Origin of the sequence: Sphingomonas hylomeconis (genome assembly GCF_025370105.1) — a bacterium.
In the GTDB taxonomy this organism is placed as follows: domain Bacteria; phylum Pseudomonadota; class Alphaproteobacteria; order Sphingomonadales; family Sphingomonadaceae; genus Sphingomonas; species Sphingomonas hylomeconis.
The window spans coordinates 42,499-68,415 of the sequence record NZ_JANQBK010000012.1; the positions used below are offsets into that span (position 1 = coordinate 42,499).

28 protein-coding genes, 1 tRNA gene and 1 pseudogene are annotated in these 25,917 nt (G+C 67.1%); 18 read left to right on the plus strand and 12 right to left on the minus strand.

Annotated features, from left to right (window positions below):
- Positions 1 to 229: 229 nt before the first annotated feature.
- Positions 230 to 451 (minus strand): hypothetical protein, encoded by a 222-nt coding sequence (locus NV401_RS13590; protein ID WP_261294982.1) that lies wholly within the window; start codon positions 449 to 451, stop codon positions 230 to 232.
- 151 nt (positions 452 to 602) lie between these two features.
- Between NV401_RS13590 and NV401_RS13595 the strand changes: the two genes are divergently transcribed.
- Positions 603 to 1,286, plus strand: coding sequence for a hypothetical protein (locus NV401_RS13595; protein WP_261294983.1), 684 nt, complete (start codon positions 603 to 605; stop codon positions 1,284 to 1,286).
- Between the two features lie 103 nt (positions 1,287 to 1,389).
- On the opposite strand, the gene NV401_RS13600 is transcribed toward NV401_RS13595, so the two are convergent.
- Entirely contained in the window at positions 1,390 to 1,830 is a 441-nt protein-coding gene (locus NV401_RS13600; RefSeq protein WP_261294984.1) for a host attachment family protein, read from the minus strand.
- Between the two features lie 95 nt (positions 1,831 to 1,925).
- Between NV401_RS13600 and serS the strand changes: the two genes are divergently transcribed.
- From serS to NV401_RS13625, 5 genes are all read left to right on the plus strand, one after another.
- Positions 1,926 to 3,203, plus strand: a complete 1,278-nt coding sequence (gene serS / locus NV401_RS13605; RefSeq protein WP_261294985.1) for a serine--tRNA ligase — start codon at positions 1,926 to 1,928, stop codon at positions 3,201 to 3,203.
- Positions 3,203 to 3,967, plus strand: coding sequence for a 5'/3'-nucleotidase SurE (surE, locus tag NV401_RS13610; RefSeq protein ID WP_261294986.1), 765 nt, complete (start codon positions 3,203 to 3,205; stop codon positions 3,965 to 3,967). The genes serS and surE overlap by 1 nt, the downstream gene beginning before the upstream one ends.
- Before the next feature lie 10 nt (positions 3,968 to 3,977).
- The gene (locus NV401_RS13615; RefSeq protein WP_380816620.1) at positions 3,978 to 5,042 is read left to right on the plus strand and encodes a peptidoglycan DD-metalloendopeptidase family protein; all 1,065 of its coding nucleotides are present in this window, start codon (positions 3,978 to 3,980) and stop codon (positions 5,040 to 5,042) included.
- A gap of 93 nt (positions 5,043 to 5,135) precedes the next feature.
- Positions 5,136 to 6,362: a tyrosine--tRNA ligase gene (tyrS, locus tag NV401_RS13620; RefSeq protein ID WP_261294987.1), complete on the plus strand. Its 1,227-nt coding sequence runs from the start codon at positions 5,136 to 5,138 to the stop codon at positions 6,360 to 6,362.
- A 137-nt stretch (positions 6,363 to 6,499) separates the two neighbouring features.
- The gene (locus NV401_RS13625; protein ID WP_261294988.1) at positions 6,500 to 6,820 is read left to right on the plus strand and encodes a PilZ domain-containing protein; all 321 of its coding nucleotides are present in this window, start codon (positions 6,500 to 6,502) and stop codon (positions 6,818 to 6,820) included.
- Between the two features lie 31 nt (positions 6,821 to 6,851).
- Here the strand turns inward: NV401_RS13625 and recG are convergent, their stop codons facing one another.
- Positions 6,852 to 8,912 (minus strand): ATP-dependent DNA helicase RecG, encoded by a 2,061-nt coding sequence (gene recG, locus NV401_RS13630; RefSeq protein ID WP_261294989.1) that lies wholly within the window; start codon positions 8,910 to 8,912, stop codon positions 6,852 to 6,854.
- Positions 8,913 to 8,986: 74 nt separating this feature from the next.
- Between recG and NV401_RS13635 the strand changes: the two genes are divergently transcribed.
- A complete protein-coding gene (locus NV401_RS13635; protein WP_261295050.1) occupies positions 8,987 to 9,253 on the plus strand; it encodes an FAD assembly factor SdhE in 267 nt (88 codons plus the stop codon).
- Between the two features lie 139 nt (positions 9,254 to 9,392).
- A complete protein-coding gene (mfd, locus tag NV401_RS13640) occupies positions 9,393 to 13,016 on the plus strand; it encodes a transcription-repair coupling factor (protein WP_261294990.1) in 3,624 nt (1,207 codons plus the stop codon).
- Positions 13,017 to 13,039: 23 nt separating this feature from the next.
- On the opposite strand, the gene NV401_RS13645 is transcribed toward mfd, so the two are convergent.
- Genes NV401_RS13645 through NV401_RS13655 form a run of 3 tightly spaced genes read right to left on the minus strand, consistent with a single transcriptional unit; the run spans position 13,040 to position 15,596 of the window.
- Positions 13,040 to 13,342 carry a type II toxin-antitoxin system RelE/ParE family toxin gene (locus tag NV401_RS13645; protein ID WP_261294991.1) on the minus strand — a complete coding sequence of 101 codons (303 nt, stop codon included), beginning with the start codon at positions 13,340 to 13,342 and terminating at the stop codon, positions 13,040 to 13,042.
- A 3-nt stretch (positions 13,343 to 13,345) separates the two neighbouring features.
- Positions 13,346 to 13,588: a type II toxin-antitoxin system ParD family antitoxin gene (locus tag NV401_RS13650; protein WP_261294992.1), complete on the minus strand. Its 243-nt coding sequence runs from the start codon at positions 13,586 to 13,588 to the stop codon at positions 13,346 to 13,348.
- A 31-nt stretch (positions 13,589 to 13,619) separates the two neighbouring features.
- Positions 13,620 to 15,596 carry a putative bifunctional diguanylate cyclase/phosphodiesterase gene (locus NV401_RS13655; protein WP_261294993.1) on the minus strand — a complete coding sequence of 659 codons (1,977 nt, stop codon included), beginning with the start codon at positions 15,594 to 15,596 and terminating at the stop codon, positions 13,620 to 13,622.
- 125 nt (positions 15,597 to 15,721) lie between these two features.
- Between NV401_RS13655 and moaA the strand changes: the two genes are divergently transcribed.
- The 3 genes from moaA to NV401_RS13670 all read left to right on the plus strand — a co-directional run bounded on the left by moaA (position 15,722) and on the right by NV401_RS13670 (position 17,648).
- Positions 15,722 to 16,732, plus strand: coding sequence for a GTP 3',8-cyclase MoaA (moaA, locus tag NV401_RS13660; protein WP_261294994.1), 1,011 nt, complete (start codon positions 15,722 to 15,724; stop codon positions 16,730 to 16,732).
- Positions 16,729 to 17,505 carry an NAD kinase gene (locus NV401_RS13665; protein ID WP_261294995.1) on the plus strand — a complete coding sequence of 259 codons (777 nt, stop codon included), beginning with the start codon at positions 16,729 to 16,731 and terminating at the stop codon, positions 17,503 to 17,505. Before moaA ends, NV401_RS13665 begins: the two co-directional genes overlap by 4 nt.
- 68 nt (positions 17,506 to 17,573) lie before the next feature.
- A tRNA-Asn gene (locus NV401_RS13670) sits at positions 17,574 to 17,648 on the plus strand.
- 123 nt (positions 17,649 to 17,771) lie between these two features.
- Here NV401_RS13670 and asd read toward each other — a convergent pair.
- Positions 17,772 to 18,623: an archaetidylserine decarboxylase gene (asd, locus tag NV401_RS13675; protein WP_261294996.1), complete on the minus strand. Its 852-nt coding sequence runs from the start codon at positions 18,621 to 18,623 to the stop codon at positions 17,772 to 17,774.
- 182 nt (positions 18,624 to 18,805) lie between these two features.
- Here asd and NV401_RS13680 point away from each other — a divergent pair, with 182 nt between their 5' ends.
- From NV401_RS13680 to NV401_RS13690, 3 genes are all read left to right on the plus strand, one after another.
- Positions 18,806 to 19,105, plus strand: a complete 300-nt coding sequence (locus tag NV401_RS13680; protein ID WP_261294997.1) for a putative quinol monooxygenase — start codon at positions 18,806 to 18,808, stop codon at positions 19,103 to 19,105.
- A gap of 124 nt (positions 19,106 to 19,229) precedes the next feature.
- Entirely contained in the window at positions 19,230 to 20,396 is a 1,167-nt protein-coding gene (locus tag NV401_RS13685) for a PepSY-associated TM helix domain-containing protein (RefSeq protein ID WP_261294998.1), read from the plus strand.
- Positions 20,393 to 20,584 (plus strand): hypothetical protein, encoded by a 192-nt coding sequence (locus NV401_RS13690; protein ID WP_261294999.1) that lies wholly within the window; start codon positions 20,393 to 20,395, stop codon positions 20,582 to 20,584. Before NV401_RS13685 ends, NV401_RS13690 begins: the two co-directional genes overlap by 4 nt.
- Before the next feature lie 24 nt (positions 20,585 to 20,608).
- Here the strand turns inward: NV401_RS13690 and NV401_RS13695 are convergent, their stop codons facing one another.
- The 4 genes from NV401_RS13695 to NV401_RS13710 all read right to left on the minus strand — a co-directional run bounded on the left by NV401_RS13695 (position 20,609) and on the right by NV401_RS13710 (position 23,132).
- Positions 20,609 to 21,496, minus strand: a complete 888-nt coding sequence (locus NV401_RS13695; RefSeq protein WP_261295000.1) for a hypothetical protein — start codon at positions 21,494 to 21,496, stop codon at positions 20,609 to 20,611.
- A 52-nt stretch (positions 21,497 to 21,548) separates the two neighbouring features.
- On the minus strand, positions 21,549 to 22,154 hold the full coding sequence (locus NV401_RS13700) for a TetR/AcrR family transcriptional regulator (protein ID WP_261295001.1): 606 nt from the start codon (positions 22,152 to 22,154) through the stop codon (positions 21,549 to 21,551).
- Positions 22,155 to 22,227: 73 nt separating this feature from the next.
- The gene (locus tag NV401_RS13705) at positions 22,228 to 22,689 is read right to left on the minus strand and encodes a DUF5991 domain-containing protein (protein WP_261295002.1); all 462 of its coding nucleotides are present in this window, start codon (positions 22,687 to 22,689) and stop codon (positions 22,228 to 22,230) included.
- A 50-nt stretch (positions 22,690 to 22,739) separates the two neighbouring features.
- Complete coding sequence (locus NV401_RS13710; protein WP_261295003.1) at positions 22,740 to 23,132, minus strand: hypothetical protein; 393 nt, start codon at positions 23,130 to 23,132, stop codon at positions 22,740 to 22,742.
- Between the two features lie 199 nt (positions 23,133 to 23,331).
- On the opposite strand from NV401_RS13710, the pseudogene NV401_RS18790 reads away from it, so the two are divergent.
- Positions 23,332 to 23,397, plus strand: a pseudogene (locus NV401_RS18790) (zinc-ribbon domain-containing protein); the annotation flags it as partial.
- Between the two features lie 6 nt (positions 23,398 to 23,403).
- Positions 23,404 to 24,021 (plus strand): OB-fold putative lipoprotein, encoded by a 618-nt coding sequence (locus tag NV401_RS13715; RefSeq protein WP_261295004.1) that lies wholly within the window; start codon positions 23,404 to 23,406, stop codon positions 24,019 to 24,021.
- A 14-nt stretch (positions 24,022 to 24,035) separates the two neighbouring features.
- Here NV401_RS13715 and NV401_RS13720 read toward each other — a convergent pair whose 3' ends face one another.
- A complete protein-coding gene (locus tag NV401_RS13720) occupies positions 24,036 to 24,371 on the minus strand; it encodes a hypothetical protein (protein WP_261295005.1) in 336 nt (111 codons plus the stop codon).
- A 57-nt stretch (positions 24,372 to 24,428) separates the two neighbouring features.
- Here NV401_RS13720 and NV401_RS13725 point away from each other — a divergent pair, with 57 nt between their 5' ends.
- Positions 24,429 to 24,851 (plus strand): DUF4383 domain-containing protein, encoded by a 423-nt coding sequence (locus NV401_RS13725; protein ID WP_261295006.1) that lies wholly within the window; start codon positions 24,429 to 24,431, stop codon positions 24,849 to 24,851.
- Entirely contained in the window at positions 24,848 to 25,915 is a 1,068-nt protein-coding gene (locus tag NV401_RS13730; protein ID WP_261295007.1) for a hypothetical protein, read from the plus strand. Before NV401_RS13725 ends, NV401_RS13730 begins: the two co-directional genes overlap by 4 nt.
- Positions 25,916 to 25,917 lie beyond the last annotated feature (2 nt).

Here is a 25,917-nt window from a genome sequence, read left to right on the forward strand (position 1 = left end):
CGCCTCTCGTCCACCGTGTCTGCCCAACCCCTTGATGTAGGCGCCTATAACGGCGCACCACGCACTCCACAAGCAGGACACGCACGCTGACGATCACCGCTGTCGTGACGCTCTGAGCACGGCGTGGTTGCGGTTTCGTGACGGCCTGGCGATAGTGCGGATCAGTCCGGCCTAACGCTGGGACGACGTGGTTAACGCCCAGGCCTGTACGGCCGCGATCGGCGTCCCATCACGGCACGTTAACCAAAACAATGCCGTTGCGGCACAGGGTTTTGTTGATATTGCCCGGGAATCCTTGGTTAACGCGCTTGAACTTAATGGTTTGTTCGGCACTATCGGGGAATAGCGGCAGCATAGCCGTTATTGAACAGGCGCGGTATTTCTGCAGCCAGTAGCGAGAGAGTGACGACATGTCCGTGCGGATGGCCTTGGCAAAATTATGCGCCTGCACATGCGGCGGCGCCCTGATCGGTGGTGGTGCGGTGCACGTTGCGGAGGGTGCGAGGACGCGGCAGGTTTATGCCACCAAGCAAACCAAACAGACCAAGCGGGTCGTGCGCAAGGTGGCGGCGAAGCGGCCGGTGAGCCGGGTGCGCCGAGTCGTGACGCAGACGCGCGTCGCCTGCCCACCAGCAACCGTAACCGTGACGAGCCAGGGCGCGCCGATCCCCCTGCCCCCGGTATCCTATGCCGGCCTGGGCTCCAGCGGCGAGATGCCGATCGTCTCGGGCGGCAGCGGCGGCGGCCTGGCGGTGATCGGCGGCAGCGGCGGTTTCAGCGGCGGCGGCGGGTTCTTCGGCGGCGGCTTCGGGGGTAGCGGCGGCGGTTCGGGCGGCGGCGCGATCGCCATCTCCTCGACCGGTGGCACCACGATCGACATCGACAACAAGAACGAACAAAGCCAGAATCAAAATCAGAACCAAGAACAGACGAACAACAATACGAATAATAACACCAACAACAACAGCAACAATAACAACAACCAGAACAACAACACTAACAATAACGAGAATCACAACAGCACGTCTTCCGCCAGCTCGACGAGTTCGGCAAGCTCGACGAGCTCGAGCAGCTATGGCGGCAGCAGCAAGGGCTGGGGTGATCACGGCGGCTGGAACAGCAATGGCGGCCATGGCGGCTGGCATGGCGATCATGGCGGCGGTAATGGCGGCTCCGGTGGTCCGTCGCCGGTCCCCGCCCCGCCGATGGTGCTGTTGTTCGGTGCGGCCGCAGCGGCGCTGGTGGCGCGCAAGCGTTTCACCAAGAAGACCGCGCTGGCGGTCTGAGCTCAGCCGACGCTTGAACGCAAAAAGGGCTCCCGCTGCAAGGCGGGAGCCCTTTTCGTTTACATCACCGACCGCGCGTTAAAGGGGTCGGGGACGCCGCGGCTTACGCCGCGAGCAGCAATTTCTCGATCTGATCGATCGGATGGCCGGTCAGGTCCTTGTCGAGCTCGCCGGTCAGGCGCTGACTGACTTCCTTGTGATAATGTTTGCGCAATTCGCCCAGCGTGCGCGGCGGCGCGACGATGATCAGCGATTCGAAATCGTTCTTCAGCGCGCGGCGCTTGAGCAGGTCGGCCGTCTCGGCGGCGAACCGGTCCTCCTCGAGCTGGTGGAAATCCACCTCTTGCATCGAGTTCTGCCCGCCGCCCACGCTCGACGATGAGCGCCCGGCATGATCGGACTTCTGATCGCCATCGCTCGGATTGTCCTGTTCGACCGCGCGTTCGACGACCAGGTTGAGATGCTCGGCATCGCCCTCGTTGCGCAGGAACAGCATCTTGCGGCCATCGGCGACGACGACCACGGATTTGTGCGCTACCTGCATGGGAATATCCTTTTTTTGTTGATCTGCATGGAGCGTAACGCGTCGCAAGCGGCTTGGGTTGCGCGGGCGCGGCGGCGGCGGCATAGCCTGCGGCCATGCATGACATCCGCCTGATCCGCGAAAACCCCAACGCTTTCGACGCCGCCTTGGCCAAGCGCGGGCTCGCGCCATCGGCCGCCGCACTGGTCTCGCTCGACGAACGCCGCCGTGCGTTGATCACCGAAGCGCAGATCGGCCAGGCCCGTCGCAACGAGGCGTCCAAGGCGATCGGTGCCGCCAAGGCGCAGAAGGACGAAGCCACAGCAGCCACGCTGATGGCCGAGGTCGCGGCGCTGAAGGAGCGGATGCCGGCGGTCGAGGCGGAGGAGAAGACGCTCGGCGAGCAACTGACTGCCTTACTGGCGGCGATCCCAAACCTGCCGCTTGCCGACGTGCCCGAAGGCGCCGACGAGGACGACAACCAGCTCGTCGCCGAACACGGCACCCCGCGCACCTTCGGCTTCGCGCCGAAGCTGCACGACGATATCGGCCCGCCGCTGGGCCTCGATTTCGAGACCGGCGCGGCGATGTCCGGCGCGCGCTTCACGCTGGTGCGCGGCCGTGCGGCCAAGCTGCACCGCGCGCTCGGCCAGTTCATGCTCGATACGCTGAGCGAGCAGCACGGCTATGAGGAATGCGTGCCGCCGCTGCTGGTGAAATACGATGCGCTGTTCGGCACCGGGCAGATGCCGAAGTTCGCTGAGGATCTGTTCAAGGCGGGCGACGATCACTGGCTGATCCCCACCGCCGAGGTCAGCCTGACCAATATCGTGCGCGAAAAGATCCTCAGCGAGCAGGAACTGCCGCTGCGCTTCACCGCGCTCACCCCCTGCTTCCGCTCCGAAGCCGGCGCGGCGGGGCGCGATACGCGCGGCTTCATCCGCCAGCATCAGTTCGAAAAGGTCGAGATGGTCTCGATCGTCACCCCCGACGCGTCCGAAGACGAGCACGAGCGCATGACGGCGTGCGCGGAGGGGGTGCTCGACGCGCTCGGCCTGCCGTTCCGTCGCATGAAACTGTGCACCGGCGACATGGGCTTCACCGCGGCGCGGACCTACGATCTCGAAGTGTGGCTGCCCGGCCAGGCGCGCTACCGCGAGATTTCCAGCTGCTCGACCTGCACCGATTTCCAGGCGCGGCGCATGAACGCGCGCTATCGCCCCGATGGCGAGAAGGCGACGCGCTTCGTGCACACGCTCAATGGCTCGGGCCTCGCGGTCGGCCGCACGCTCGTCGCGGTGCTGGAGAATTACCAGCAGGAGGACGGATCGGTGGCCATTCCGGACGTGCTGCAGCCATATCTCAAGGGGCTGAACCGGCTGGAGCCGGCGTGATGCGCATCCTGATCACCAATGACGACGGCTATCACGCCCCCGGCCTCGCGATCCTCGAAACCATCGCCGCCGCTTTCTCCGACGACGTCTGGGTCGTTGCCCCGGCCGAAGAGCAATCCGGTGCCGGCCATTCGCTGACACTGAGCCGCCCGATCCGCGTCCGCCGGCATGCCGACAAGCGCTACGCCGTCGCCGGCACGCCGACCGATGCGGTGATGATGGCGCTGGCCCGGATCATGAAGGACAGCCCGCCGGACCTGATCCTGTCCGGCGTCAATCGCGGCGCCAATCTGGCCGAGGACGTGACCTATTCGGGCACCGTCTCCGCGGCGATGGAAGGCGCGCTGGCCGGCGTGCGCTCGATCGCACTGAGCCAGGTCTATGCCCGCGAAGGCATGGGCGACGCCGTACCGTTCGAGGCCGCCGCGGCCTGGGGAGAGCGCGTGCTGCGCCCGCTGATCGATGCGCCGCTTGCGCCCCGCACGCTGGTCAACATCAACTTCCCCGCCGGCCCGGCCGCCGCGGTGAAGGGCATCCGCATCGCGCATCAGGGCTTTCGCGATTACGGGCGGCTGGCCGTCGATACGCGGCGCGACCCGCGTGGCTACGAATATCACTGGTTCTCGCTTGGGCCGGTGATCTCGACTCCGGCGCATGATACCGATCTCGAAGCGGTCGCCGACGGCTATGTCGTGGTGACGCCGTTGCATCTCGATCTGACGCATTACGACTCGTTCGATATGCTGCGATCGGCATACGAATAGGATCGCGCGCATGGGGGCAGGCAGGAGGAGCGTGATATTGGCGGCGGCGCTGCCGCTGTGCGGCTGCATCCCGGACGGCGCGCGCCCGTTGCCGCCGCCCAGCTACCCCCCCTATCAGCAACCGCAGCAGCACCGCCCCGCCACTGACGAGGTCGTCACCCTGCCCAGCGCGCCGCCCGCCTGGCAGGCGCGGCCGGTCACCGCCGATGCGCGCGAGATCGACGCCAGCAGCTATATCGTGCGCCCCGGCGACACATTGCGCGCGGTCGCCGATCGCACCGGCGCGGGGTCGGAGGCGATCGCCCGGGCGAACGGCATTCCTCCGCCTTATACGATCCGCATCGGCCAGCGGCTCACCATTCCCGGCGGCCGCTATCATCTCGTGCGCTCGGGCGAGACCGGCATCGCCATCGCGCGCGCTTACGGGATCGACTGGTCGCGCATCGTCACTGCCAACGAACTGACCGAGCCCTATGTGCTGCGCGTCGGCATGCGCGTGCTCATCCCGGGCACCGCACCGGGGCGGACGAGCATGGAGGAGCGCGCCACCGCGTTCCGGCTCGATGTCGACGATCTCGTCACCGGCAGCAGCCCGGCGATCGCGTCCACCCAGCGCCCCGCCCGCGCCACCGCCTCGGCCTCGGCCGCACGGGTGCTTCCCGCGACCACGCCGGTCGCTGAGCCCTCGCGCTTCAGCGGCGCCTTCGTCTGGCCGGTGCGCGGCGAACTGGTCGGGCGGTTCGGCCCGGGCGCGAGCGGCGAGAAGAATAACGGCATCAAGATCGCCGTGCCGCTCGATACGCCGATCAAGGCCGCGGCGGATGGCGTGGTGGCCTATGCCGGCGAGGAGATTGCCGCGCTCGGCGGGCTGGTGATCGTCAAGCATGGCGATGGCTGGACGACGGTGTACGGCCATGCAAGCAAGCTGCTGGTGCGCCGCGGACAGGCGGTGAAGCGCGGGCAGACGATCGCGGAATCGGGCGATTCCGGGTTCGCCGATCGCCCCGAGCTGCATTTCGAGATGCGCAAGGGCCGCACGCCGGTCAATCCGCTGCCGCAGCTACCGGGTCTCTAGCCTTCATCGTCATCCCGGACTCGTTCCGGGGTGACGGCTGGGATGCGAGGCGGGGTAGTGCAATTTGCACTGCCCATGCTAACCGCTGGCACCATGACCGAGCACACCTCCCCTCTCCTGCGCACGCTCGCCGAGCGCGGCTATATCCACCAGACGACGGACGCCGCGGCGCTCGACGCGCTCGCCAACAAGCAGATCGTGCCCGGCTATATCGGTTTCGATCCGACCGCGCCGTCGCTGCATGTCGGCAGTCTGGTACAGATCATGCTGCTGCGCCGGCTGCAGCAGAGCGGGCACAAGCCGATCGTGCTGATGGGCGGCGGCACCGGCAAGATCGGCGATCCCAGCTTCAAGGACGAAGCCCGCAAGCTGCTCGGCGAAGAGGGCATCCAGGCCAATGTCGCGTCGATCAAGCGCATCTTCGAGCGCTTTCTCGTGTTCGGCGACGGTCCCACCGATGCGGTGATGCTCGACAATGCCGACTGGCTCGACAAACTCGAATATATCCCGTTCCTGCGCGACGTCGGTCAGCATTTCTCGGTCAACCGCATGCTGAGCTTCGACTCGGTCAAGCTCCGGCTCGATCGCGAACAGTCGCTGTCGTTCCTCGAATTCAACTACATGATCCTGCAGGCGTACGATTTTCTCGAACTGTCGCGCCGCGCCGGGTGCCGGCTGCAGATGGGCGGCAGCGACCAATGGGGCAATATCGTCAACGGCATCGAACTCGCCCGCCGCATGGACAGCACCGAGGTGTACGGCATCACCACGCCGCTGATCACCACGGCGGACGGCGGCAAGATGGGCAAGACGATGTCGGGCGCGGTTTGGCTGCACGAGGATCAGCTGCCGCATTTCGATTATTGGCAATTCTGGCGCAACACCGACGACCGCGATGTCGGCCGCTTCCTGCGCCTGTTCACCGATCTGCCGCTCGATGAGATCGCCCGACTCGAAGCCCTGCCCGGCGCCGAGATCAACGAGGCGAAGAAGGTCCTCGCCAACGCCGCGACCGCGATGTGCCGCGGCCCGGTGGCGGCGGACGAGGCGGCGGAAACCGCGCGACGCACGTTCGAGGAGGGCAGCGCCGGCGGCACATTGCCGACCCTAGCGGTGTCGGGTGAGATCGGCGTGATCGACGCGTTGATCGGGATCGGCTTTGCCAAGTCGAAGGGCGAGGCACGGCGGCTGATCCAGGGCGGCGGCGCGCGCGTCGGCGGCGAAAAGGTCGAGGACGAGACAAAAATGATCGCGGTCGGCGCCGAACCGGTCGCGATCGCGGCGGGCAAGAAGAATCACGGCCTGCTCATCGCCGGATGATCGGCTATTGACCCCGATTTGGTTGGATATGGCTTTTTTTAAATAACAATTCTTGGGTAGCACGGCGTTAAGCAGGTTCTTTCCCACCTGCTTCACTTCCGGCCCCCTAGGCCGGTGCTGCGCTTATCGCAGGAACCATGGTTATGCCTTTGGACAATATAGCTTGGGCCGACCACCGCGCCAGCGCGCGCGACGAGGTGCATTACCGCGCCCGGGCGGTGGGGCCGGACGCACGGCAGATGTGGTTGCTGATCGTCAACATCTCCGCGCAGGGGCTGATGGCGCGTTATGACGGCGACATGCCGGTGGGGACGCAATTGCGCATCACGCTGCCGGTGGTCGGGACGGTGCTCGCCGAGGTGCGCTGGTCGCTGGGCGGGCGGATCGGCTGCGCGCTGGAGGCGGTCGTGCCGCTCAGCCACTATTACGCCTTGCTGACCGCGCTGGGCGGACGCTGAGCGGCCCCCGCCCGGCGACGGGCGGCAGCATTTACCCCGAGCGGAGCAACGCGACGCCGGCATCGCGCTCGAACAGGTAGAGCGCCGTTCTGGCCGCCTGGCCCCGCGCTCCCTCCAGCCCGCCATCGCGATCGATCAGCAATCGCGCGTCGTCGGTCGCGATCGGCAGCAGTTCGCCCAGCATTTCCGGCGTGGCGATGCGGAACGCGGCCTCGCCGGACTGTTTGGTGCCGAGCAGTTCCCCTGCCCCACGCAGCCGCAGATCCTCCTCGGCAATCCTGAACCCGTCATTCGTCTCGCGCATCAGCGCCAGCCTGGCGCGCGAGGTTTCGCTCAGCGCATTGCCGCGGATCAGCAGACAGTTCGATTTGCCACTGCCCCGCCCGACGCGGCCGCGCAGCTGGTGCAGCTGCGCCAGGCCGAAGCGATCCGCCGCCTCGATCACGATCAGCGTGGCATTGGGCACGTCCACGCCGACCTCAATCACCGTGGTAGCGACGAGCACGCCGATCCGGCCGGCGGCGAATTCGGCCATCACCGCATCCTTTTCCGCGCCCTTCATCCGCCCGTGGACCAGCCCGACACGATCGCCGAAGCGCGCGCGCAGCGTTTCCGCACGCGCTTCGGCGGCGGCGAGGTCGCTTTTGACGCTTTCCTCGACCAGTGGGCACACCCAATAAGCCTGGCCGCCATCGGACAGATGCCGCGCCAGCGCCTCGACCATATCGGGCAGCCGATCCTCGGAGATGACGCGCGTCTCGATCGGCTGGCGCCCGGGCGGCATCTCATCGAGCATGCTCACGTCCATCTCGCCGTAATTGGCCAGCGTCAGCGTGCGCGGGATCGGCGTTGCAGTCATCGCCAGCAGATGCGGCGCGGCGCGTGCCTTGGCCTGCAGCATCATGCGCTGCGCCACGCCGAACCGGTGCTGCTCGTCGACCACGACCAGGCCGAGATCCTTGTACGTCACCGTATCCTGGAAGATTGCGTGCGTGCCGATCAGGATATGGATCGCGCCCGACGCTAGCCCCATCAGCGTCGCCTCGCGGACCTTGCCCTTGTCGCGCCCGGTCAGGATCGCGATCTCGACCGGCAGGCCGGCGAGCTGGCGGCGCAGCGTCTCGTAATGCTGCCGCGCAAGGATCTCGGTCGGGGCGAGCAATGCGCCCTGCGCGCCGGCCTCGACCGCCATGAGCAGCGCCATCGCCGCGACCAGGGTCTTGCCCGATCCGACATCGCCCTGCAGCAGCCGCAGCATCGGCTGCTCCTGCGCAAGATCGCCCTCGACTTCGCGCACCGTGCGCGCCTGCGCGCCGGTCAGCTGATAGGGCAGTTTCAGCGCCGCCCGCAGCCGCCCGTCGCCGGCCAGTGATCTGCCCCGCCGCGCGCGCGACGATTGACGCACCAGGGTCAGCGCGAGCTGGTTGGCGAACACCTCGTCATAGGCGAGTCGCTCCCTCGCGATCGCGTCGGACGAGTCCGCGTGGATGCGGGCAAGCGCCTCGCGCCAGCTGGGCCAGCCGCGCTTGGCGAGCAGGCCGGGCTCGATCCATTCCGGCAGGTCCGGCGTACGCTCGATCACCTGTGCGACGAGCTGCCCCATGCGCCGCGAGGTGATGCCTTCCGACAGCGGATAGATCGATTCGCGCTCGGCGACGTCCGGCGCTTCGTCGAGCGGCAGGCAGTAATCCGGGTGCACGATTTGCAGTTCCTGCCCGTACAGCTCCAGCCGGCCCGACACGCGGCGTTGTTCGCCGAGCGGCGCGAGCTTCTTCGCCCAGCCGGGATGCCCCCCGAAATAGACCAGGCTGACATAGTTGCCGAGCGCGTCGCTCGCCTGAACCCGCGTTGGCCCCCGGCCATTGCCCGAGCGATAGCTTTGAGGCGTGAGCGTGATGGCAATGGTCCGCCCGGCATCGGCCATGTCGAGCTCCTCGCGCGGCACGCGATCGATCCAACCGGTCGGCAAATGGAAGGCGAGATCGACGATCCGCGCCAGCCCCAGCCGGTCGAGCGGCTTGGCCAGGCCCGGGCCGATGCCCTTCAGCGCCGTGACTTCGGCGAACAATGGATTGAGGATATCGGGTCGCATGACTATCTGTGTCCTCTAGCCTCACCCGACGTGCGCCGCCAGACGCCCGCCGGGCAATTGCGCATGGGATGAAGATGGATCGCGAGACACGTTTGAAACGCCTGCATTTCCGCGCGCACCACCGCGGGGTCAAGGAAGCCGATCTGCTGATCGGCGGGTTCTTCGATGCACACGGGCGCAGCTGGGACGAGGCTGAGATGGTGCTGTTCGAAGAGCTACTGGAGGAACAGGACGTCGATATCATGGCTTGGGCGATCGGCACCGAGCTGGCGCCGGAACGCTACCAGGGCTCGATCATCGCCGCGCTGAAGACGCTGAACTACGTCCCAATTGCGGAATAACTCCCCTCCCTGAAAGGGAGGGGTCGGGGGTGGGTCGAGGCCTGATGTACTGCCGGCCTTACTTCCTGCCCTGACCGTATCGCGTGCATCCACCCACCCCCAGCCCCTCCCTTTCAGGGAGGGGAGCCCAAGTTGAAATATGCCCGATCTGAAGAAAATCCTCGCCGCCAAGACCCCGCTCACGCTTTCCGGCGTGCCCACCGGGTTCGAGCCATGGCTGCTCGCCGATCTCGCCCGCGCGGCGCCGGCCCGCGCGGTGTTCATCGCGCCGGACGAGGTGGCGATGCGCGCGATTTCCGCCACCGCAGCGGTGTTCGCGCCCGAGCTCGAGGTGCTGACCTTCCCGGCCTGGGATTGCCTGCCTTACGATCGCGCCAGCCCGACGCTCAACGTCATGGCCGAGCGCATGGCGACGCTGCACCGGCTGCAGCAGATCACGAAAAAGCCGCAGCTGCTCGTCACCACTGCCAACGCCGCCGCACAGCGCACGCTGACGCCGTTCCGCATCCGCCAGCTCGTCACCACGCTGGCCCCCAAGGCGCGGATCGATCGCGACAAGCTCGCCATGATGCTGCAGGCCAACGGCTATGTCCGCGTCGAGACGGTGGCGGATTCGGGCGAGTTCGCGGTGCGCGGTGGCCTGGTCGATCTGTTCCCGAGCGGCGAGGAGCAGGCGCTCCGGCTCGATTTCTTCGGCGACGAAATCGAAAGCGTGCGCACCTTCGATCCGCAGGACCAGCGCACCACCGGCCGTGTCGAGGGCTTCACCTTGCTCCCGGCGTCGGAAACGCTGCTCGACGAGGACAGCATCAAGCGCTTCCGCAGCCGCTACCGCGAGCGTTTCGGCGCCACCGCGACCGGCGATCCGCTGTATCAGGCGATCAGCGAAGGCCGGCGGCTGGCGGGGATGGAGCATTGGCTGCCGCTGTTCGAGGACAAGATGGCGACCGTGTTCGACCATCTCGGCGACGGCGCGGTCGTGCTGCGCGACAGCGGCGTGCTCGCCGCGGCGGAGCAGCGCTTCGAGGCGATCACCGATTATCACGGCAACCGCGTCAAGGCGCAGGTCAGCGATCCGGGCAGCTATCGCCCGCTGCCGGCGGATGCGCTGTATCTCACCGCGAAGGAATTCGCCGAGCGCGCGGACGCGATTCCGACGCATCAGACCGCGCAGTTCCACGAGCCGGAATCGGCGACGGTGCTCGATTTCAACGTCGATGGCCCGCGCGACTTCGGCGCCGAGCGCTCCGCCGGCGCGAACGTCTACGAAGCCGTGGTGCATCACCTGCGCACCGTGCAACGCGACGGCAAGAAGCCGATCCTGGCGAGCTATTCGATCGGCGCGCGCGAGCGGCTCGCGTCGCTGCTGGCCGATCACGGCCTGACCGGCGCGGTCAAGGTCGATACGTGGCAGGAGGCGCTGGGGGTGGCGTCTTCTCCCCCCCTCCCGCTCGCGGGAGGGGCTGGGGGAGGGCATGTTGCCAAGCGCAAGGCGGGTGAGGAGACAGGCCCTCCCCTGGCCCAGCACCGGGTGAACGATGCCCCGCATCGTTCAGTCCATGCCGGGGGCATGGACGACCCGGTGCTCGCAAGCGGGAGGGGGACAGGCAGCGTCGCGCTGCTCGTCCTGCAGCTCGATCACGGCTTCTCGACCCCCGACGTTGCCCTGCTCACCGAACAGGACATGCTCGGCGACCGCCTCGTCCGGCGCAAGAAGCGCAAGAAATCGGCCGACGCCTTCCTTGCCGAACTGGCGATGCTCACGCCCGGCGATCTCGTCGTCCACGCCGATCACGGCATCGGGCGCTACGAAGGGCTGACCTCGATCCCGGTCGGCCAGAGCCCGCACGATTGCGTCGCGCTGACCTATGCCGGCGGCGACAAATTGTTCGTGCCGGTCGAGAATCTCGAAGTCCTGTCGCGCTACGGCTCGGACAGCGACGGCGCGAGCCTCGACCGCCTCGGCGGCGAGGCATGGCAGCGCCGCAAGTCGAAGATGAAGGAGCGGATCCGCGAGATTGCCGGCGAGCTGATCGCGACGGCGGCGGAACGCGCCACGCGCCCGGCCGACGTGATCGAAGCGGACAGCAGCTATACGCAGTTCGTCGATCGCTTCCCCTATGAGGAAACCGAGGACCAGGACCGCGCGATCAACGATGTGCTCGGCGATCTGACCAAGGGCACGCCGATGGACCGGCTGGTGGTCGGCGATGTCGGCTTCGGCAAGACCGAGGTCGCGCTGCGCGCCGCGTTCGCCGCGGCGATGGGGGGCTTGCAGGTCGCGATCGTCTGCCCGACGACATTGCTCGCGCGCCAGCATTTCAACAATTTCACCGCGCGGTTCGAAGGCTTTCCGATCAATGTCGGCCGCCTGTCGCGCCTCGTCCCCGCCGCCGAGGCCAAGGCGACCAAGGAGAAGCTCGCCGACGGGCAGATGGACGTCGTCGTCGGCACGCACGCGATCCTTGCCAAATCGATCGACTTCAAGCGGCTCGGCCTCGTCGTGGTAGACGAGGAGCAGCGCTTCGGCGTGACGCACAAGGAGCGGCTGAAATCGCTCAAGACCGACGTCCACGTCCTCACGCTGACCGCCACGCCGATCCCGCGCACGCTGCAGATGGCGATGTCGGGCCTGCGTGAACTCTCCGTCATCCAGACCCCGCCGGTCGATCGCCTGGCGGTGCGCACCTATATCATGCCGTGGGATCCGGTGGTGCTGCGCGAGGCATTGCTGCGCGAACATTATCGCGGCGGGCAGAGCTTCTTCGTCACGCCGCGCGTCGCCGACGTGCAGGAGATCGAGGATTTCATGCGCGACCATGTGCCCGAGGTGCGCGCGGTCGTCGCGCACGGCCAGATGTCGGCGACCGAGGTCGAGGAGCGCATGTCGGCCTTCTACGACAAGAAGTTCGAGGTGCTGATTTCCACCACGATCGTCGAGAGCGGGCTGGATATCCCGAGCGCCAACACGATGATCATCCACCGCGCCGATCGCTTCGGCCTCGCCCAGCTCTATCAGCTGCGCGGCCGCGTCGGGCGGGCGAAAACGCGCGCGTACGCCTATCTCACCACCCCGCCCAACCGCATCGTCACCGAGACGGCGGAAAAGCGCCTAAAAGTGCTGTCCGATCTCGACAGCCTCGGTGCCGGCTTCCAGCTCGCCAGCCACGATCTCGATATCCGCGGCGCGGGCAATCTGCTCGGCGACGAGCAATCGGGGCACATCAAGGAGGTCGGCTACGAACTCTACCAGTCGATGCTGGAAGAGGCGATCATGGAGGCCAAGGCCGGCGGGCAGCGGCTGCGCCCGAAGGACTTCTCGCCGCAGATCACGATCGACGCGCCGATCCTCATCCCGGAGGATTATGTGCCCGATCTCGATCTGCGCATGGGCCTGTATCGTCGCCTGAACGATGTCGAGGACCAGGACGGCGTGGAGGCGTTCGCCGCCGAGCTGATCGATCGTTTCGGCCCCCTGCCCAGCGCGACGGAGAATCTGATCCGCATCATCGAGATCAAGATGCACGCGAAGAAGGCGTGCGTGTCGAAGATCGATGTCGGGCCGAAGGGCGCGCTGGTGACGTTCCAGAACGATACGCCGCCCAATATCGAAGGCCTGCTCGCCTGGGTGCAGAAGCTCGACGGTGTCGCGCGGCTGCGGCCGGACAGCAAGCTGGTGGTCAACCGCGTGTGGGGCGATCCCAAGGCGCGGCTGCACGGCGCGCTGCAACTGTCGAAGGGGCTGGCACGGGCGGCGGGATAAGGCGCCGCCCCCCTTGCTGGCGGCTATGGCTCATCCGCCAAATGCTGCCAGTCTTCCCGCGCATGCCGGACGCGCAGAATCAACACGCCATCATCCGCATCCAGCTCATAGACGATCAGGTGCGCCTTGTGCGGATAGGCACGTACGGGCGGTCTTATCTCAAGGCGCAAGCGCGCCGCGCGGGGATATTCCCCCAAAAATGCAAAAACCTTTTCAAGCCCTGCATGGTAACGGTCAGCCTGCGCCAAGCCGAATTCGGACACGCCTTCAAGGAAGATGGCAACCAGATCATCTGCAGCGGCGGTACTGAGGCGATAGCCCGCCACGGCTCAGTCGATACCAGCCCGTCGCAGCGCGCGATCGCGGATATCCGCCATCGTCTCGTCGGCGACACCGCCTGCGCGCGCATCATCGACCAGCGCCTGCATCGACTGAATCTTCTCGGCGCGATCCTGTTCGCGGCGGATCAGGTCTCGAACATAGTCGCTCGAATTGCTGTAGCGGCCCGTCCTGGCCTGCGCCTCGATCCAGGATTTCATCAGGTCGGGGAGAGAGATATTCATCGTCGCCATGCCAAATTATGGCAATCTTTGTCAGATCTTGTCAATTCGCTTTCATCAACGCTACCAGCGCGTCGCTCGAAATCGCCCCCGAGCACAGGAAGCCCTGATAATATTGGCACCCTTCCTTGGCGAGCAATTCGAGCTGCTCCTCGGTCTCCACGCCTTCCGCGATCACCGACAGGCCGAGCGAGCGCGCCATGTCGATCACGCCGCGCACCACGACACGGTCGCGCACCGTGCCGGTAATGTCCTGCGCCAGTTTCTTGTCGATCTTGAGATAATCGAGCGGCAGCGATTTGAGATAGGCGAGGCTCGAATAGCCGGTGCCGAAATCGTCGATCGCGATGCGGCAGCCGGCCGAGCGGAACGTGGTCAGCAGGGTTGCGGCGATGTTGAGATCCTCGATCAGCCCGCTTTCGGTGATCTCCAGCGTGAGGCGCGTGCGCGGGAAGCCGCTGGTGTCGACGCGGTCGAGAAACAGATCGGCGAAACCCGGCCGGGCAATGTCCCCGGCGGTGAGGTTGAGCGACAGGCGCAGGCCGGACAGGATCCGCGGCCAGGCCGCCGCACGCTCGAGCACGATACGCTGGATATGATCGGATAGCGCGATCTCGAGATCGGCACGCGCGGCGGCAGCGAACAGCAGGTCGGCGCCGATCGTGCCGAGCGTGGCATGTTCCCAGCGCGCCAGCGCCTCGACGCCGACGATCGCGCCGCTGCCCATCGCCACCTGCGGCTGGAACAGGATGTCGATCTCGCCATGATCGATCGCCGGGCCAAGCTCGGCGGCGAGGCGGTCGATCGGCGCTTCCTCCTCGCCGGCATCGGCCACGCGCAGCGTGGCGCTGTCCGACGCCCGGGCGTCGGCCAGCGCCTCGCTCGCCCGGCGCAGCAGCGAGGCGGCCTCGTCGCCCTCGCCGCGCGCCGCCATGCCGATGCGGCAGCCGAGCACCGCGATCGAATCACCGACGACGAACGGCTTGGCCAGCGCGCCGACGATCCGCTCGACCGCAAGATCGATCCGGGCGCGCGGCTGATCGGTGGCGACGAGAAATTCCGATCCGCCCATCCGCGTGACGAGCGCACCCTTTTCCAGCGTCTCCGCCGCGGCCTGCTCGATCCGGCGGTGTGCACCGCGCAACAGCGCGTCACCCGCGGCGCGGCCATAGGCGGTGTTGACCACCTCGAAGCGGTTGAGCGCGACGAGCACCACGGCAAGCGGCTCCGCCGTCGCCAGACGCCGCTCGATCCAGCGCCGTGCCCCTCCGGCATCGCGCCCGCCGGCCAGCGCATCGCGCATCGCCACAGCCGAATCGGGCGCGCTGCCCAGCGGCTCGACCAGCGCGTCGATACGCCGCGTTGCCGGATCATATTGCAGATGCTGCACGATCCTGCCCAGACCCTCGATATCGTGCGCGAAGGCGGTCGCCGTGCGCGTCGCCAGACGGCGCAGCGCGAGGAAGGCCGCACGCCGCTCGGCCGCGTCGAGCCGGCGCAGGATCGCGCGCGGCGATGTTTCCTCGGCCAGATCGAGCAGCCGGGCAAAGGCCGGGGTCAATTGCATCGTGCCGCTGCTGAGATCCAGCCGCCAACCGAGCGGATCGGCCGGCGCGGTGGCGCGCCAGTCGCCGGCCATGCGCGCGGCATGGCGATGCGCGAAGCGCAGCGCCTGGACGAATTCCGCCTCGCTGAACGGGCTGGCCAGGAAATGCGTCGCGCCGGCATCGTAGAACCGCGCGATCGCCTCGATATCGCCGCGCGATACCAGGACGAGCATCGCCCCGCCGTTCGAGCCCACCGCCCCGTCCAGCGAAGCCGCCGCAGCCAGGCCGTCGGACAGCGCACCACGGGCATCGATCACCGCGACCGCCGAGCCGCTGGCCAGGAATCGGCGCGCCGCCCCGGCGGCACGGCGCGCGGCGACGACCTGCCAACCGGCATTGGCGGCCAGTGCGGCAAGCTCGTCGCGCTGCCGAAACGACAGGATATATAGCGGCGCAGGATCGACGTCGCTCACCCCTGATCCCCCTGTCGAAAAAAGCCCCGGCACCTTCCTTCACTCTCCGACGTTTACAAAAGACAAACAAGGCGTCTCGTGCTGCGCTCTTGTGACACTCCCTCCAAAGGCTTAGCTCTCCGCCCATGACCTGCGCGCCCAACCTTATCGACAGCCATGGTCGTACGATCAGCTATCTCCGCATCTCGGTGACCGACCGCTGCGACCTGCGCTGCCGCTATTGCATGGCCGAGCATATGACATTCCTGCCCAAGGCGGCGGTGCTCAGCCTCGAGGAAATGGCGATCATCGCCGAGCGCTTCATCGCGCGCGGGATCCGCAAGATCCGGCTGACCGGCGGCGAACCGCTGGTGCGCCGCGATGTCGAGCAACTCGTGCGGCGACTGGGCAGCCATGTCGGCGCCAACGGCGCCGCGGGCGGGCTCGACGAGCTGACCATGACGACCAACGGCAATCATCTCGTCGAGCATGCCGCCGCTTTGGTCGATGCCGGCATGCGCCGCATCAATGTCAGCCTCGACACGCGCGATCCCGATCTGTTTCGCTACATCACGCGGCACGGCGATGTCGCGCGGGTGATCGGCGGCATCTTCGCGGCCCGCGACGCTGGCCTGCGCGTCAAGATCAACATGGTCGCGCTGAATGGCCAGAACGACCGCGAAATCGCCCCGATGCTCGCCTGGTGCCGCGACGAGGGGCTGGATCTCACGCTGATCGAAACCATGCCGCTGGGCGCGATCGACGAGGACCGCACCGATCGTTTCCTGCCGCTCACCGCGGTGCTCGACGAGCTCAAGGAAGCCTTCCCGCTGGTCCGCGACACGCACAATAGCGGCGGCCCGGCGCGCTACTGGCGAATCGATGGCAGCGATACGCGGCTCGGCCTGATCTCGCCGCTGACCGCCAATTTCTGCAGCACGTGCAATCGCGTGCGGCTGACCACCGAGGGGATCCTCTATACCTGTCTCGGCCATGACGATCAGGTCGATCTCAAGACGATCCTGCGTCAGCAGGGCGTGGTCGGGCTCGATGCGGCGCTGGATGCGGCGATGAACACCAAGCCCGAGCGGCACGAATTCGATATCGCCGCCACCGCGCCCGCCGTCAGTCGGCATATGAGCGTGACCGGCGGATGAGCGAACAGCGCCGCGCGCTCGTCGCCTCCCCTACCCCGCCGGCGCAGGCCGCGGCGCGGGAACTCGCCGATACGCATGATTGGGTGCCGGTCGAGGACGCCGAGCTGATCGTCGCGCTCGGCGGCGATGGGTTCATGCTGCAGACGCTGCATGCGATGCTCGAGCGCCGCAAACCGGTCGTGCCGGTATTCGGCATGAATCTCGGCACGGTCGGCTTCCTGATGAACGAATGGCGCCGCCATGATCTCAACGATCGCCTCGCCCGGACCAAGACGTTCAAGGTCGTGCCGCTGGCGATGACCGCGCAGACGGTGGACGGCGAGATCGTCACGCTGCCGGCGATCAACGAAGTCTCGCTGCTGCGTGAGACGCGGCAGACTGCCAAGCTCGAAGTGACGCTCAACGATCGCATCGTGCTGCCGGAACTGGCCTGCGACGGCATTCTCGTCGCCACGCCGGCCGGATCGACCGCGTATAATTTCTCGGCGCAAGGCCCGATCCTGCCGCTCGGCTCGGCGATGCTCGCGCTGACCCCGATCAGCCCGTTCCGCCCGCGGCGCTGGCGCGGCGCGATCCTGCCCGACAAGGCCCGGATCGGCATCCGCGTGCTCGATCCGGGCAAGCGGCCGGTCAGCGCCGTTGCCGACCAGCGCGAGGTCCGCGATGTCGCGCGCGTCGATATCGTCATCGACCGCGCCCGCGAACTCACCCTGCTGTTCGATCCCGAGCATGCGCTCGACGATCGCATCACGATGGAGCAATTCGCCGCCTGAGCAATATTTGCCGTCGAACGGGGTTGCATCCCGGTTCGAGCCGTTTATAGACCCGGCCACGGCTTCATTCCCCGATAGCTCAGCGGTAGAGTAGGTGACTGTTAATCACTTGGTCGTTGGTTCGAATCCAACTCGGGGAGCCAGTCTTTACGATGTGACGCTGCCGATCCACCCAGTGGATCGGGAGCGCCATCGCCCCCCTCCCTTCTGATAGCCGACCGAACGGATGTCGCCTTGCGCCTGACGGCATTGCCGTCGGCGTGCGATCAGGCCGGGCGATCGCCCATCCGCTCACCGAGCCGCACCGGCCGTTCCGGCCTCCAGCCATCGTCGAACGCGATCGTTCCCGGCTGGAACAGCATCACCACCGTCGAGCCGAGCAGGAAGCGGCCCATCTCCTCGCCCTGCTCCAGAAAGATCTGCTGGTCGTCGTAGCACCATTCGCTCGGCGCGCCCGGGCGCGTCGCTTTGACCACGCCGTGCCACGGTGTGGCCATGCTCCCGACGATCGTTGCGCCGACCAGCACCATTACGAAGCGCCCGTGCGCCGGGCTGTCGAACACGCACACCACGCGCTCGTTGCGCGCGAACAGATTGGGCACGCCGCGCGCGGTGACCGGGTTGACCGAAAACAGGCTGCCGGGAATGTGGATCATGCGCATCAACCGGCCGGCACACGGCATGTGGAGGCGGTGATAATCGCGCGGCGACAGATAGAGGTTGGCAAAGCTGCCATGGCGGAACGTGGCGGCCAGCGTGGCGTCGCCGCCGACGAGATCGGTCGTGGTGAAGCGGTGCCCCTTGGCCTGGACGATATGATGATCGTCGATCGCGCCCAGCTGGCTGATCGCGCCGTCCACCGGGCTGACGAACGCTGCGGACGCCAGCGGCCGCGCGCCGTCGCGCAGCGGCCGCGTGAAGAAGTCGTTGAAGCTCGCATAGCTGGCAAGGTCCGGATTGGCCGCCTCGCGCATGTCGACGCCGTACCGGGCGACGAACCAGCGGATCAGCCGGGTGGTCATCGCCCCGCCGCGCGCGCCGGCGATCCGGCCCGCCAGCAGCGTCAGCCGCCGTTTGGGCAGGGCATGTTGCAGCAGGACGGCGAAACGATCGGACATGTGCGAAACCCTCGACTATCAAACAGTGCCTGTCGCGATCGATCGCGCGGTGCGGCACGCCCGTCGCGGGGTCGCACGCCACTGGATCGGCGCATGGCGCCAAATCCGGCTGCCGATCAAGCGCAATCCTTGCCTGATGCGCGCGGAAGGCGCAGATCGACGGCACAACCCGGGAGCATGTCATGGCCATCAAGATCGTCGCCTTCGTCACCGTCAAGCCTGGCGCGGAGGACGATTTCGTCGCCGCAGCGCAAATTTGCGTCGCGGCATCGCGCGCCGAGCCCGGCGTTCAGCATTACGATCTGTGGCGCGAAACCAGCGGCGCACGTCGCTTCGTGTTCAACGAACTCTATGCCGACGATGCCGCCGTCCAGGCGCATATGGCATCGGATCACTTCAAGGCGTTCGGCCTCGCCGCGCGCGACCTGGCCGCCGCCCGCCCCGAGATCATCGCGACGGAAGCCGTGGATGTCGCGGACTGAGGCGCGGCGGCTGGGCCCCGCCCCGCGCATGCCGGCCGATCGCCGCTGACGGCGCGGTTTGACAGCAGGCGGCGCCACCCCTAGCCCGCTGCTGCGACCCGTTCTCAACATTCCGGCACATTTCATGACGAGTTCCTCGATCCGCGCCTGGTATCTCGTGCACAAATGGACCAGCTTGGTCTGCACCATCTTCCTGCTGATGCTGTGCATCACGGGCCTGCCGCTGATCTTCAGCGACGAGATCGACCGGTGGGGCGGCGGCGCGCCGGATTACGGCATGCCCGGTGTGGGGTCGTCAGGCACCGCGCCGGGGCTGCTGCCGCTCGACGTGATGTTGGCCAAGGCGCTCGCCGCGCGGCCGGGCGAGGTGCCGCTGTTCATGGCGTTCGACAACGACCAGCCGTCGATGACGATCACCACCGGGCCGCGCCCCGATGCACCGGTCGCCGCGATGACGATCCAGCTGTTCGATCGCTCGACCGGCCGGCAGCTCGGCAAGGCGGAAGACAGCGGCGTGATGCCGTTCCTGCTGCAGCTCCATACAGACCTGTTCCTGGGGCTGCCGGGCATGCTGTTCCTTGGCGCGATGGGACTGCTGTTCGTCGCAGCGCTCGTCTCGGGCGTGGTGCTCTACGCGCCGTTCATGCGCAAACTCCCCTTCGGGACGCTGCGGACGCGGCGCAGCACGCGCCTCAAATGGCTCGATTATCACAACCTGCTCGGCATCGTCGCGTTGGCCTGGATGACGGTCGTGGGCGTCACCGGCGTGATCAACACGCTGGAAGAACCGATCAACACGCTCTGGCAGCAGGACGAGCTCGCCGCGATGACCCGCCAATATGCCGGGCGCGGCGCGCTACCACCGGCACGCTACGGGTCGCTCGACACGGCGATGGCCGCGGCGCGCAAGGCGCTGCCCGGCAACAACCCGCAATTCATCGGTTTTCCCGGCGGCAGCTTCAGCTCGAAGCACCATTATGCGGTGTTCTTCCAGGGCGATACGCCGCTCACCCAGCATTTGCTGACCCCCGCGCTGATCGATGCCGAAACCGGCGCCTTCACCACCGCGCGCTCGATGCCGTGGTACAACAAGGCGCTGTCGCTGTCGCGGCCGCTGCATTTCGGCGACTATGGCGGGCTGCCGCTGAAGATCCTGTGGGCGATGCTCGATATTTTCTCGATCATCGTGCTTATCACTGGCCTGTATCTCTGGCTCGGCAAGCGCCGTGCGTCCCCGGCCGCGCATGTCCGCGAGGTCGAGACCGGCGGCATCGCGGCCCCCGCGGAATGAGCGCACGCCGCACTTCGCGACGGCGCCTACGCGCGATCTTTGCCGCCCCGCTAGCGATCGCCGCGGCGAGCCTGGTGGCGCTGGTCGCGGCGCTGACCGGCGACGGCTGGCGCGACACGCTTTCCTGGGTCGGGCTTTCGGTACCGATCCTCACCGTCGTCTGGGCAATGCGCGCCCGCCCTTCCTGAACGCCGCTGATGACCGCGGCGCAGTTACCAGCCGGCCAGGAAATCGAAGTTGCTGAACACGGATTCGCCGGTCCAGCGTTTGCACAGCCGGTCGACCGGCCACATGAACAGACCGCCGACGGCGAACCCCACAAACACGGCGCCAAGGAACGCTCCGTCCGGCATCGCACCCGCCGGCCGCCCCATCAGCGCCGCGGCGGCTTGCACGCTCAGCAGGATGCCCGCCGCCAACGCCACGAGTTCCAGCACGAAGAACAGCAACAGCAGCACAACGATGCCCAGCGAACGCCGCCGGGCTGCGGGCGTGTCGGCGCGGCGTTCGTGCTTTTCCGCCTGTCGCGCGTGTGCCCGCTGGCCGGACGTCAGACTGCGGGCAAACAACCATCGCCGCCCCGCCACAAAAAGCGCGCATACCAGCCCGAAGATCGTCAGCGCGACGTTGAAGGCGAGCGGTTGCGGGCGGGCGACGACCGCGATCGACAGCACCGCCATCCACAGGACGATCGTCCAATAGCCGGGATGGCCGCCGAAATCGGCTGCGCGCGCCGGCCGCGTGGCGCGCCGCCCCGAGACGGCGCGCGCCGGCGCATCGGCGTGCCAGCGTAGCGAGCCGTAGATCACCAGCCCGATCGCCGACACGACGATGCCGACCACCGCCCCCATCGCCAGATCGCTCGATCCGGGCAGTGCCCGCGCCACGGCCAGCCAGGCGGCCCAGCAGCAAACCCCGAAGGCGCCCAGATGCAGCAGCAACGCTCGGTTGCCCGCCTTGGCAAGCGCGGCATGCTCCGCCGTGGTGACCGGCACCGCGGGGCCGCAGCCGCCGCGGCGAAACAGATAGCCGTCGCTGCTCGGCTCGAACTGCGCGGCGACGCCGGCCAGCCGCTCGATCGGCAAAGCATGTTTACGCATTGGCATTGTGGTCGGAGTCATGTCGGTCTCCTGTAACAAGGCGCGCCTCCGCTCAGGGGCGCGGGCGCGGGTTTCCGAAGGCGGCCAGGCTTTCCCGCACGCGGGTCAGCGCGACACTTTCGATATCGCTCTGGCCCATTGCCGCCCACGATCCGGTGATCGCGAAGCTACAATGGCCATGGACGGTGGCGACGAGCGAGCGCGCGAAGGTGCCCAGCTCCGGATCGAGCGGCCGCCCCACAGCGGTTGCGACTTCGGCGCCGACGATGCGCATCAGCCGCCCGCGCATCTCCTCTTGCTCAGCTGTGAGCGTCTCGCAGGCGGGGCGATGATCGTAGATCGCGGCCCAGCGTCGCGGATTCTCACGCGCGAAGCGGAAATAGCCGTGCGTCAATGCGGCGATCCGGTCCTCCCCCGCCGCCGCCAGGCTGCGTTCGAGTTCGTCCGCCCAATCGGCGAACGCCTGGGTATTGATCGCGGTGACCAGCCCGTCGACATTGCCGAACACGTTATGGATCGTGCCGATCGAATAGCCGACCCGCTTGGCGACCTCCCGTGCGGAAAAGTTGGCGAAGCCGACTTCGGCCATCAGCACGATCCCGGCCTCGAGAAGCAGGGCGCGCAGTTCGCTGCGGCTGTGGTCGGAACGTCTTCCCATGATGGCGGCACGATCTCCGGTTGTCGGGGGGCAATGGTCGGTGGCTGCCGCGGCGCTCACCGACCAGCCAGGCTCAGTTCGAGCGGCGGAACAACCGACCGCTATGCGGCGTCGCCGCACTGGACGGCTGCAGCGCCTGCAAACGCGTGACGATCCCGCTCCCCGTCCGGGTCATCGTGAACAGCGGTGCGGCCATACGATAGCGGCCGCGGCCGTCGACGGCAAACTTGTAGAATTTGATGATCACCGATTTTCCTTGCGGTGTCGCTGTGCACTGCATCTGCTCGTTGAGCTGAAAGCCCTCACCGCGCAGGCTGCACTGGGTCGGCCCGTTCCCCGGCCCGAGCGCCAGCGTGTAGGTGGTGAAGGCAACGATGCCTTCGGACGGCGTCGAGCCGCCGATCCGGCCGAGATTTTCTTCCCAGACATAGCGACCATGCCATGTCGCGAGCGGCGCAGCGCTGGCGCCCGTCGGCGCAACGGCGGCAAGCGTGGCGAGGCCGAGCGTGGCGGCGGTGGCGAAGGATCTGAACATCGTCTTACTCCCGTTAGGAATGGTTGAAACGTATGGAGCGCGGTTCGGCTTCACCGCGCATGGAGCGGCATGCGGCCGGTCAGCGGGGTGATGGCATAATCGCTGCCGCCGCGCGGCGACGGCCACAGGGCAATCTGGAAGCGCTGCTTGGCGCCGCATGCATTGACCGTCCACTGCTCGAAATGACCGCCGCGCGCGACGGCCGGCTTGGTCGGCTGCGTCGGCAGATAATTTCGCGGCATGACCTGCATATGGGCCGAGAAGAGGAAGTGGCATCCGCCACTCACCTTTGCGTAATCCGATATCTTGCGCAGCACATCGACCGTCAGTTGCGGGCTCGCAAGGGTGCGGCCGCTGGTCTTGAGGTCATAGGCTGCGGCCGGTGCGCTGGCGATGGCGGCCGCTGCGAGCGCCGCACCAGTGATCAGGAACTTCAACGTCATGGTCTTTCTCCTGTGCGCGATCCGGGGGGATCGCCTGCGGCCTATCAACGCCGCGATCCAATAAATAAGCACCGCTCAATTAACGCCAAATGAACAGCGTTCAATTATATTTGATGGGGTCGATGTGGCGCTAAAACAATCTGCTGGTGGAACGATCCTGGCGTCCCGTGCGTCGTTTCCGGGATACGGGAGACGAGAAATGGCATTCTGCACCGTTTGCGGGTCCGAGCTTTCAAAGGGCGCTCGTTTCTGCAGCACGTGTGGTGCTGCGGTGCAGGGTGCCGCCCCCTCCCCCGATATCGGCGTCGATCGTTCCGCTCAGGCGCCATCCGAGCGCGGCGCGACGGCGCCGATCGCGACGCCGTCGCGCGGCGGCATGTCGCTGGTGCTGCCCGTCGTGGTGGGGATCGCGGTCCTGATCATTGCCTATCTGCTGCTGACCGGTCGGAGCAGCGAACAGATGCCGGTCGCCGGGCAGGACGCGGCCGGCGCGCGGGTCGCCGACGATGCGGGCACGGCCCCCGCCGCGACCGGGCCGCGCGCGGCCGACGCGGCATCCGATCGCGCCGCCGGCCCGTCGCGCGCGCCCGCGACAGTTTCCGCCGCGATGCTTGATTCCGCCTTTGCCAGTGATCCGCGCAGTGCAGCGCAGCGCTATGCGGGCCCGATCCGGGTTTCCGGCGTGATCGCGACGATGGTGCAGCCCGGATCGACACCGGCGCTATCGATGGAGGGCCGGACGCGGTTCAACTACATGGTCGTCAACTTCCCGGCAGGCTATCGCGAGCGCCTCGCGCCGCTGGCCAAGGGGCAGTTGATCGACGTCACCTGCAACGACGTCCAGTCGTTGGGCGGCACCACGATCCTGTCAGGGTGCGCGCTGGTCTGACGGCGGCGGCCGGCTCACCCGATCAGCCGGCGGCCGAGCCGGTGCAGCCATATCATCGGATAGATCGCCACGATCGCCCCCAGACCCCAGCCAATCAGCACGCCGGCGCCAGTCCGCACGTTGAAGCCCCGATCCGCCAAGGCCGGCGACAATTGCTCGCCCACCAGGAACGCGATGGCGATGCCAATGCTGCATTCCAGCCACAGGTAGTACGCCCAGGCAAGGCAGCCCGCCGCGCGCGTGCCGGGCGTTCGGACGGCAGAAACCTTTGTCGTTGATCCGCGCCACTGCATCCGATCGCCCTTCGCCGAGAACCCCACGCGATACCATGCGCTGCCCCCGATCGCCATGCGCGCGATTGCGCGCGCGCCGGCCGACTGCCACTATGCCCTTGACGGGAGAGCGAAATGGACACGGTACGGCGGTTCGGCTGGATATATTGCCTCGGTTTCATGGCGGTCGTCGCGATCGGCTACGTACCGGCGTTCAACGATGCCGATGGCAATCTGTTCGGCCTGTTCAAGCTCGACCTCTATGACGACAGCCTGCACTTCTTCTCCGGCGTGTGGGCGGGCGTGGCCGCCTGGTCGTCGTACGGCGCAGCGCGAACCTATTTTCGGCTGTTTGGGCCGCTCTATTTCGCTGATGGCGTGATGGGCCTGTTTCTCGGCAGCGGCTATCTCGATGGCGGCATCTTCCTGTACGGGCCGATCCAGCAATCGCTTTACGCGCATGTCTTCGCCAATCTGCCGCACCTGTTGATCGGCGGGCTGGCGATCTGGGTCGGGTACCGGCTGGCGCGCGCGCCGCGCCCAGCGTTCGCCCGGTGAGGCGTCGCTGGCGCGCGCTCACCACGGTCGCAATCCTTCTCGCCGCGACGGTACTGGTACCGGTCGGCTATATCGAGCTCGGCTGCCGTGCGCCGCTGCCGACAATACCCGCCGATCGTGCCTGGCGATCGGCACTGGCGCCCGCCGAAAGACGGCCCGAGGCGCGCAGCTTCCTGACTTATCCCGAATGGCATATCGTCTATGAGGCCGATGCCTTCGCACGACATCTCTCCTCCGGTGCGCCGCCCAGCGGCTTTGCCTATGGCAGCCAGATCGGCAGCTTCTGGACCTCCTATTGCGCGGTCAACCGCGTGACGCGCGGCAGCGATGCCGCGGGCGCGGCCAAGGTGATGATCTACACGATCGGGATCAGCTACACGATCGAGCTGGCGGTGAAGGCAGCCTACGAACGCACCTTGGGCCAGCTGTTCGAATGGTTCGGCGGCTGGCACAGCGCAGACGATCGCTACGCCGCGGCGGTGCAGACGCGTTACGGCACGTTCATGCACGAAACGCCGTGGTACCGCTTTCCGTTCGGCGCGGCTCTAACCGGCGCCTGGCGCACGCAGGAACCGGTCCACCACGCCCGCCACTGGGAGCGGCGCTTTGCGCTCAGCGCCGAATATGGCGTGAAGGCCGGCTATGCGAAGCTCATCGATGCCGCGACCGGCGCCACGCTTGGCCGCGACGACCTCACGCTGCGCTTCGTGACGACCGCCGCCCCGGCCACGATCCGCGCGATCGATCCGCGGCTGAGGCCCGTGCGCACGCTCGCCGGCGGGCGGCTGGTGGTCGAGGCGCCGCGCTATCAGCAATTCAACACATTGCTCGACAAGCTGGCGGCGCGGCGCGTGCCGCTGATCGAGATTGCCGGCAACCGGGTGATCTTCGTCACGCTGCTGGTGCCCGCCCGCTCCGCCAGTCCTGCGGCAATATTCGACCTGCCGACCGAACGGCCGGGCTGGCGCCGGCTGGGCGTCGCGGTCCCGGTACCGCGCCTGTTCGACCTGCTGCGCAGGACCCGCGCCGAGGGCGGAAGCGTCGAGCATGTCTACGACTATTGAGC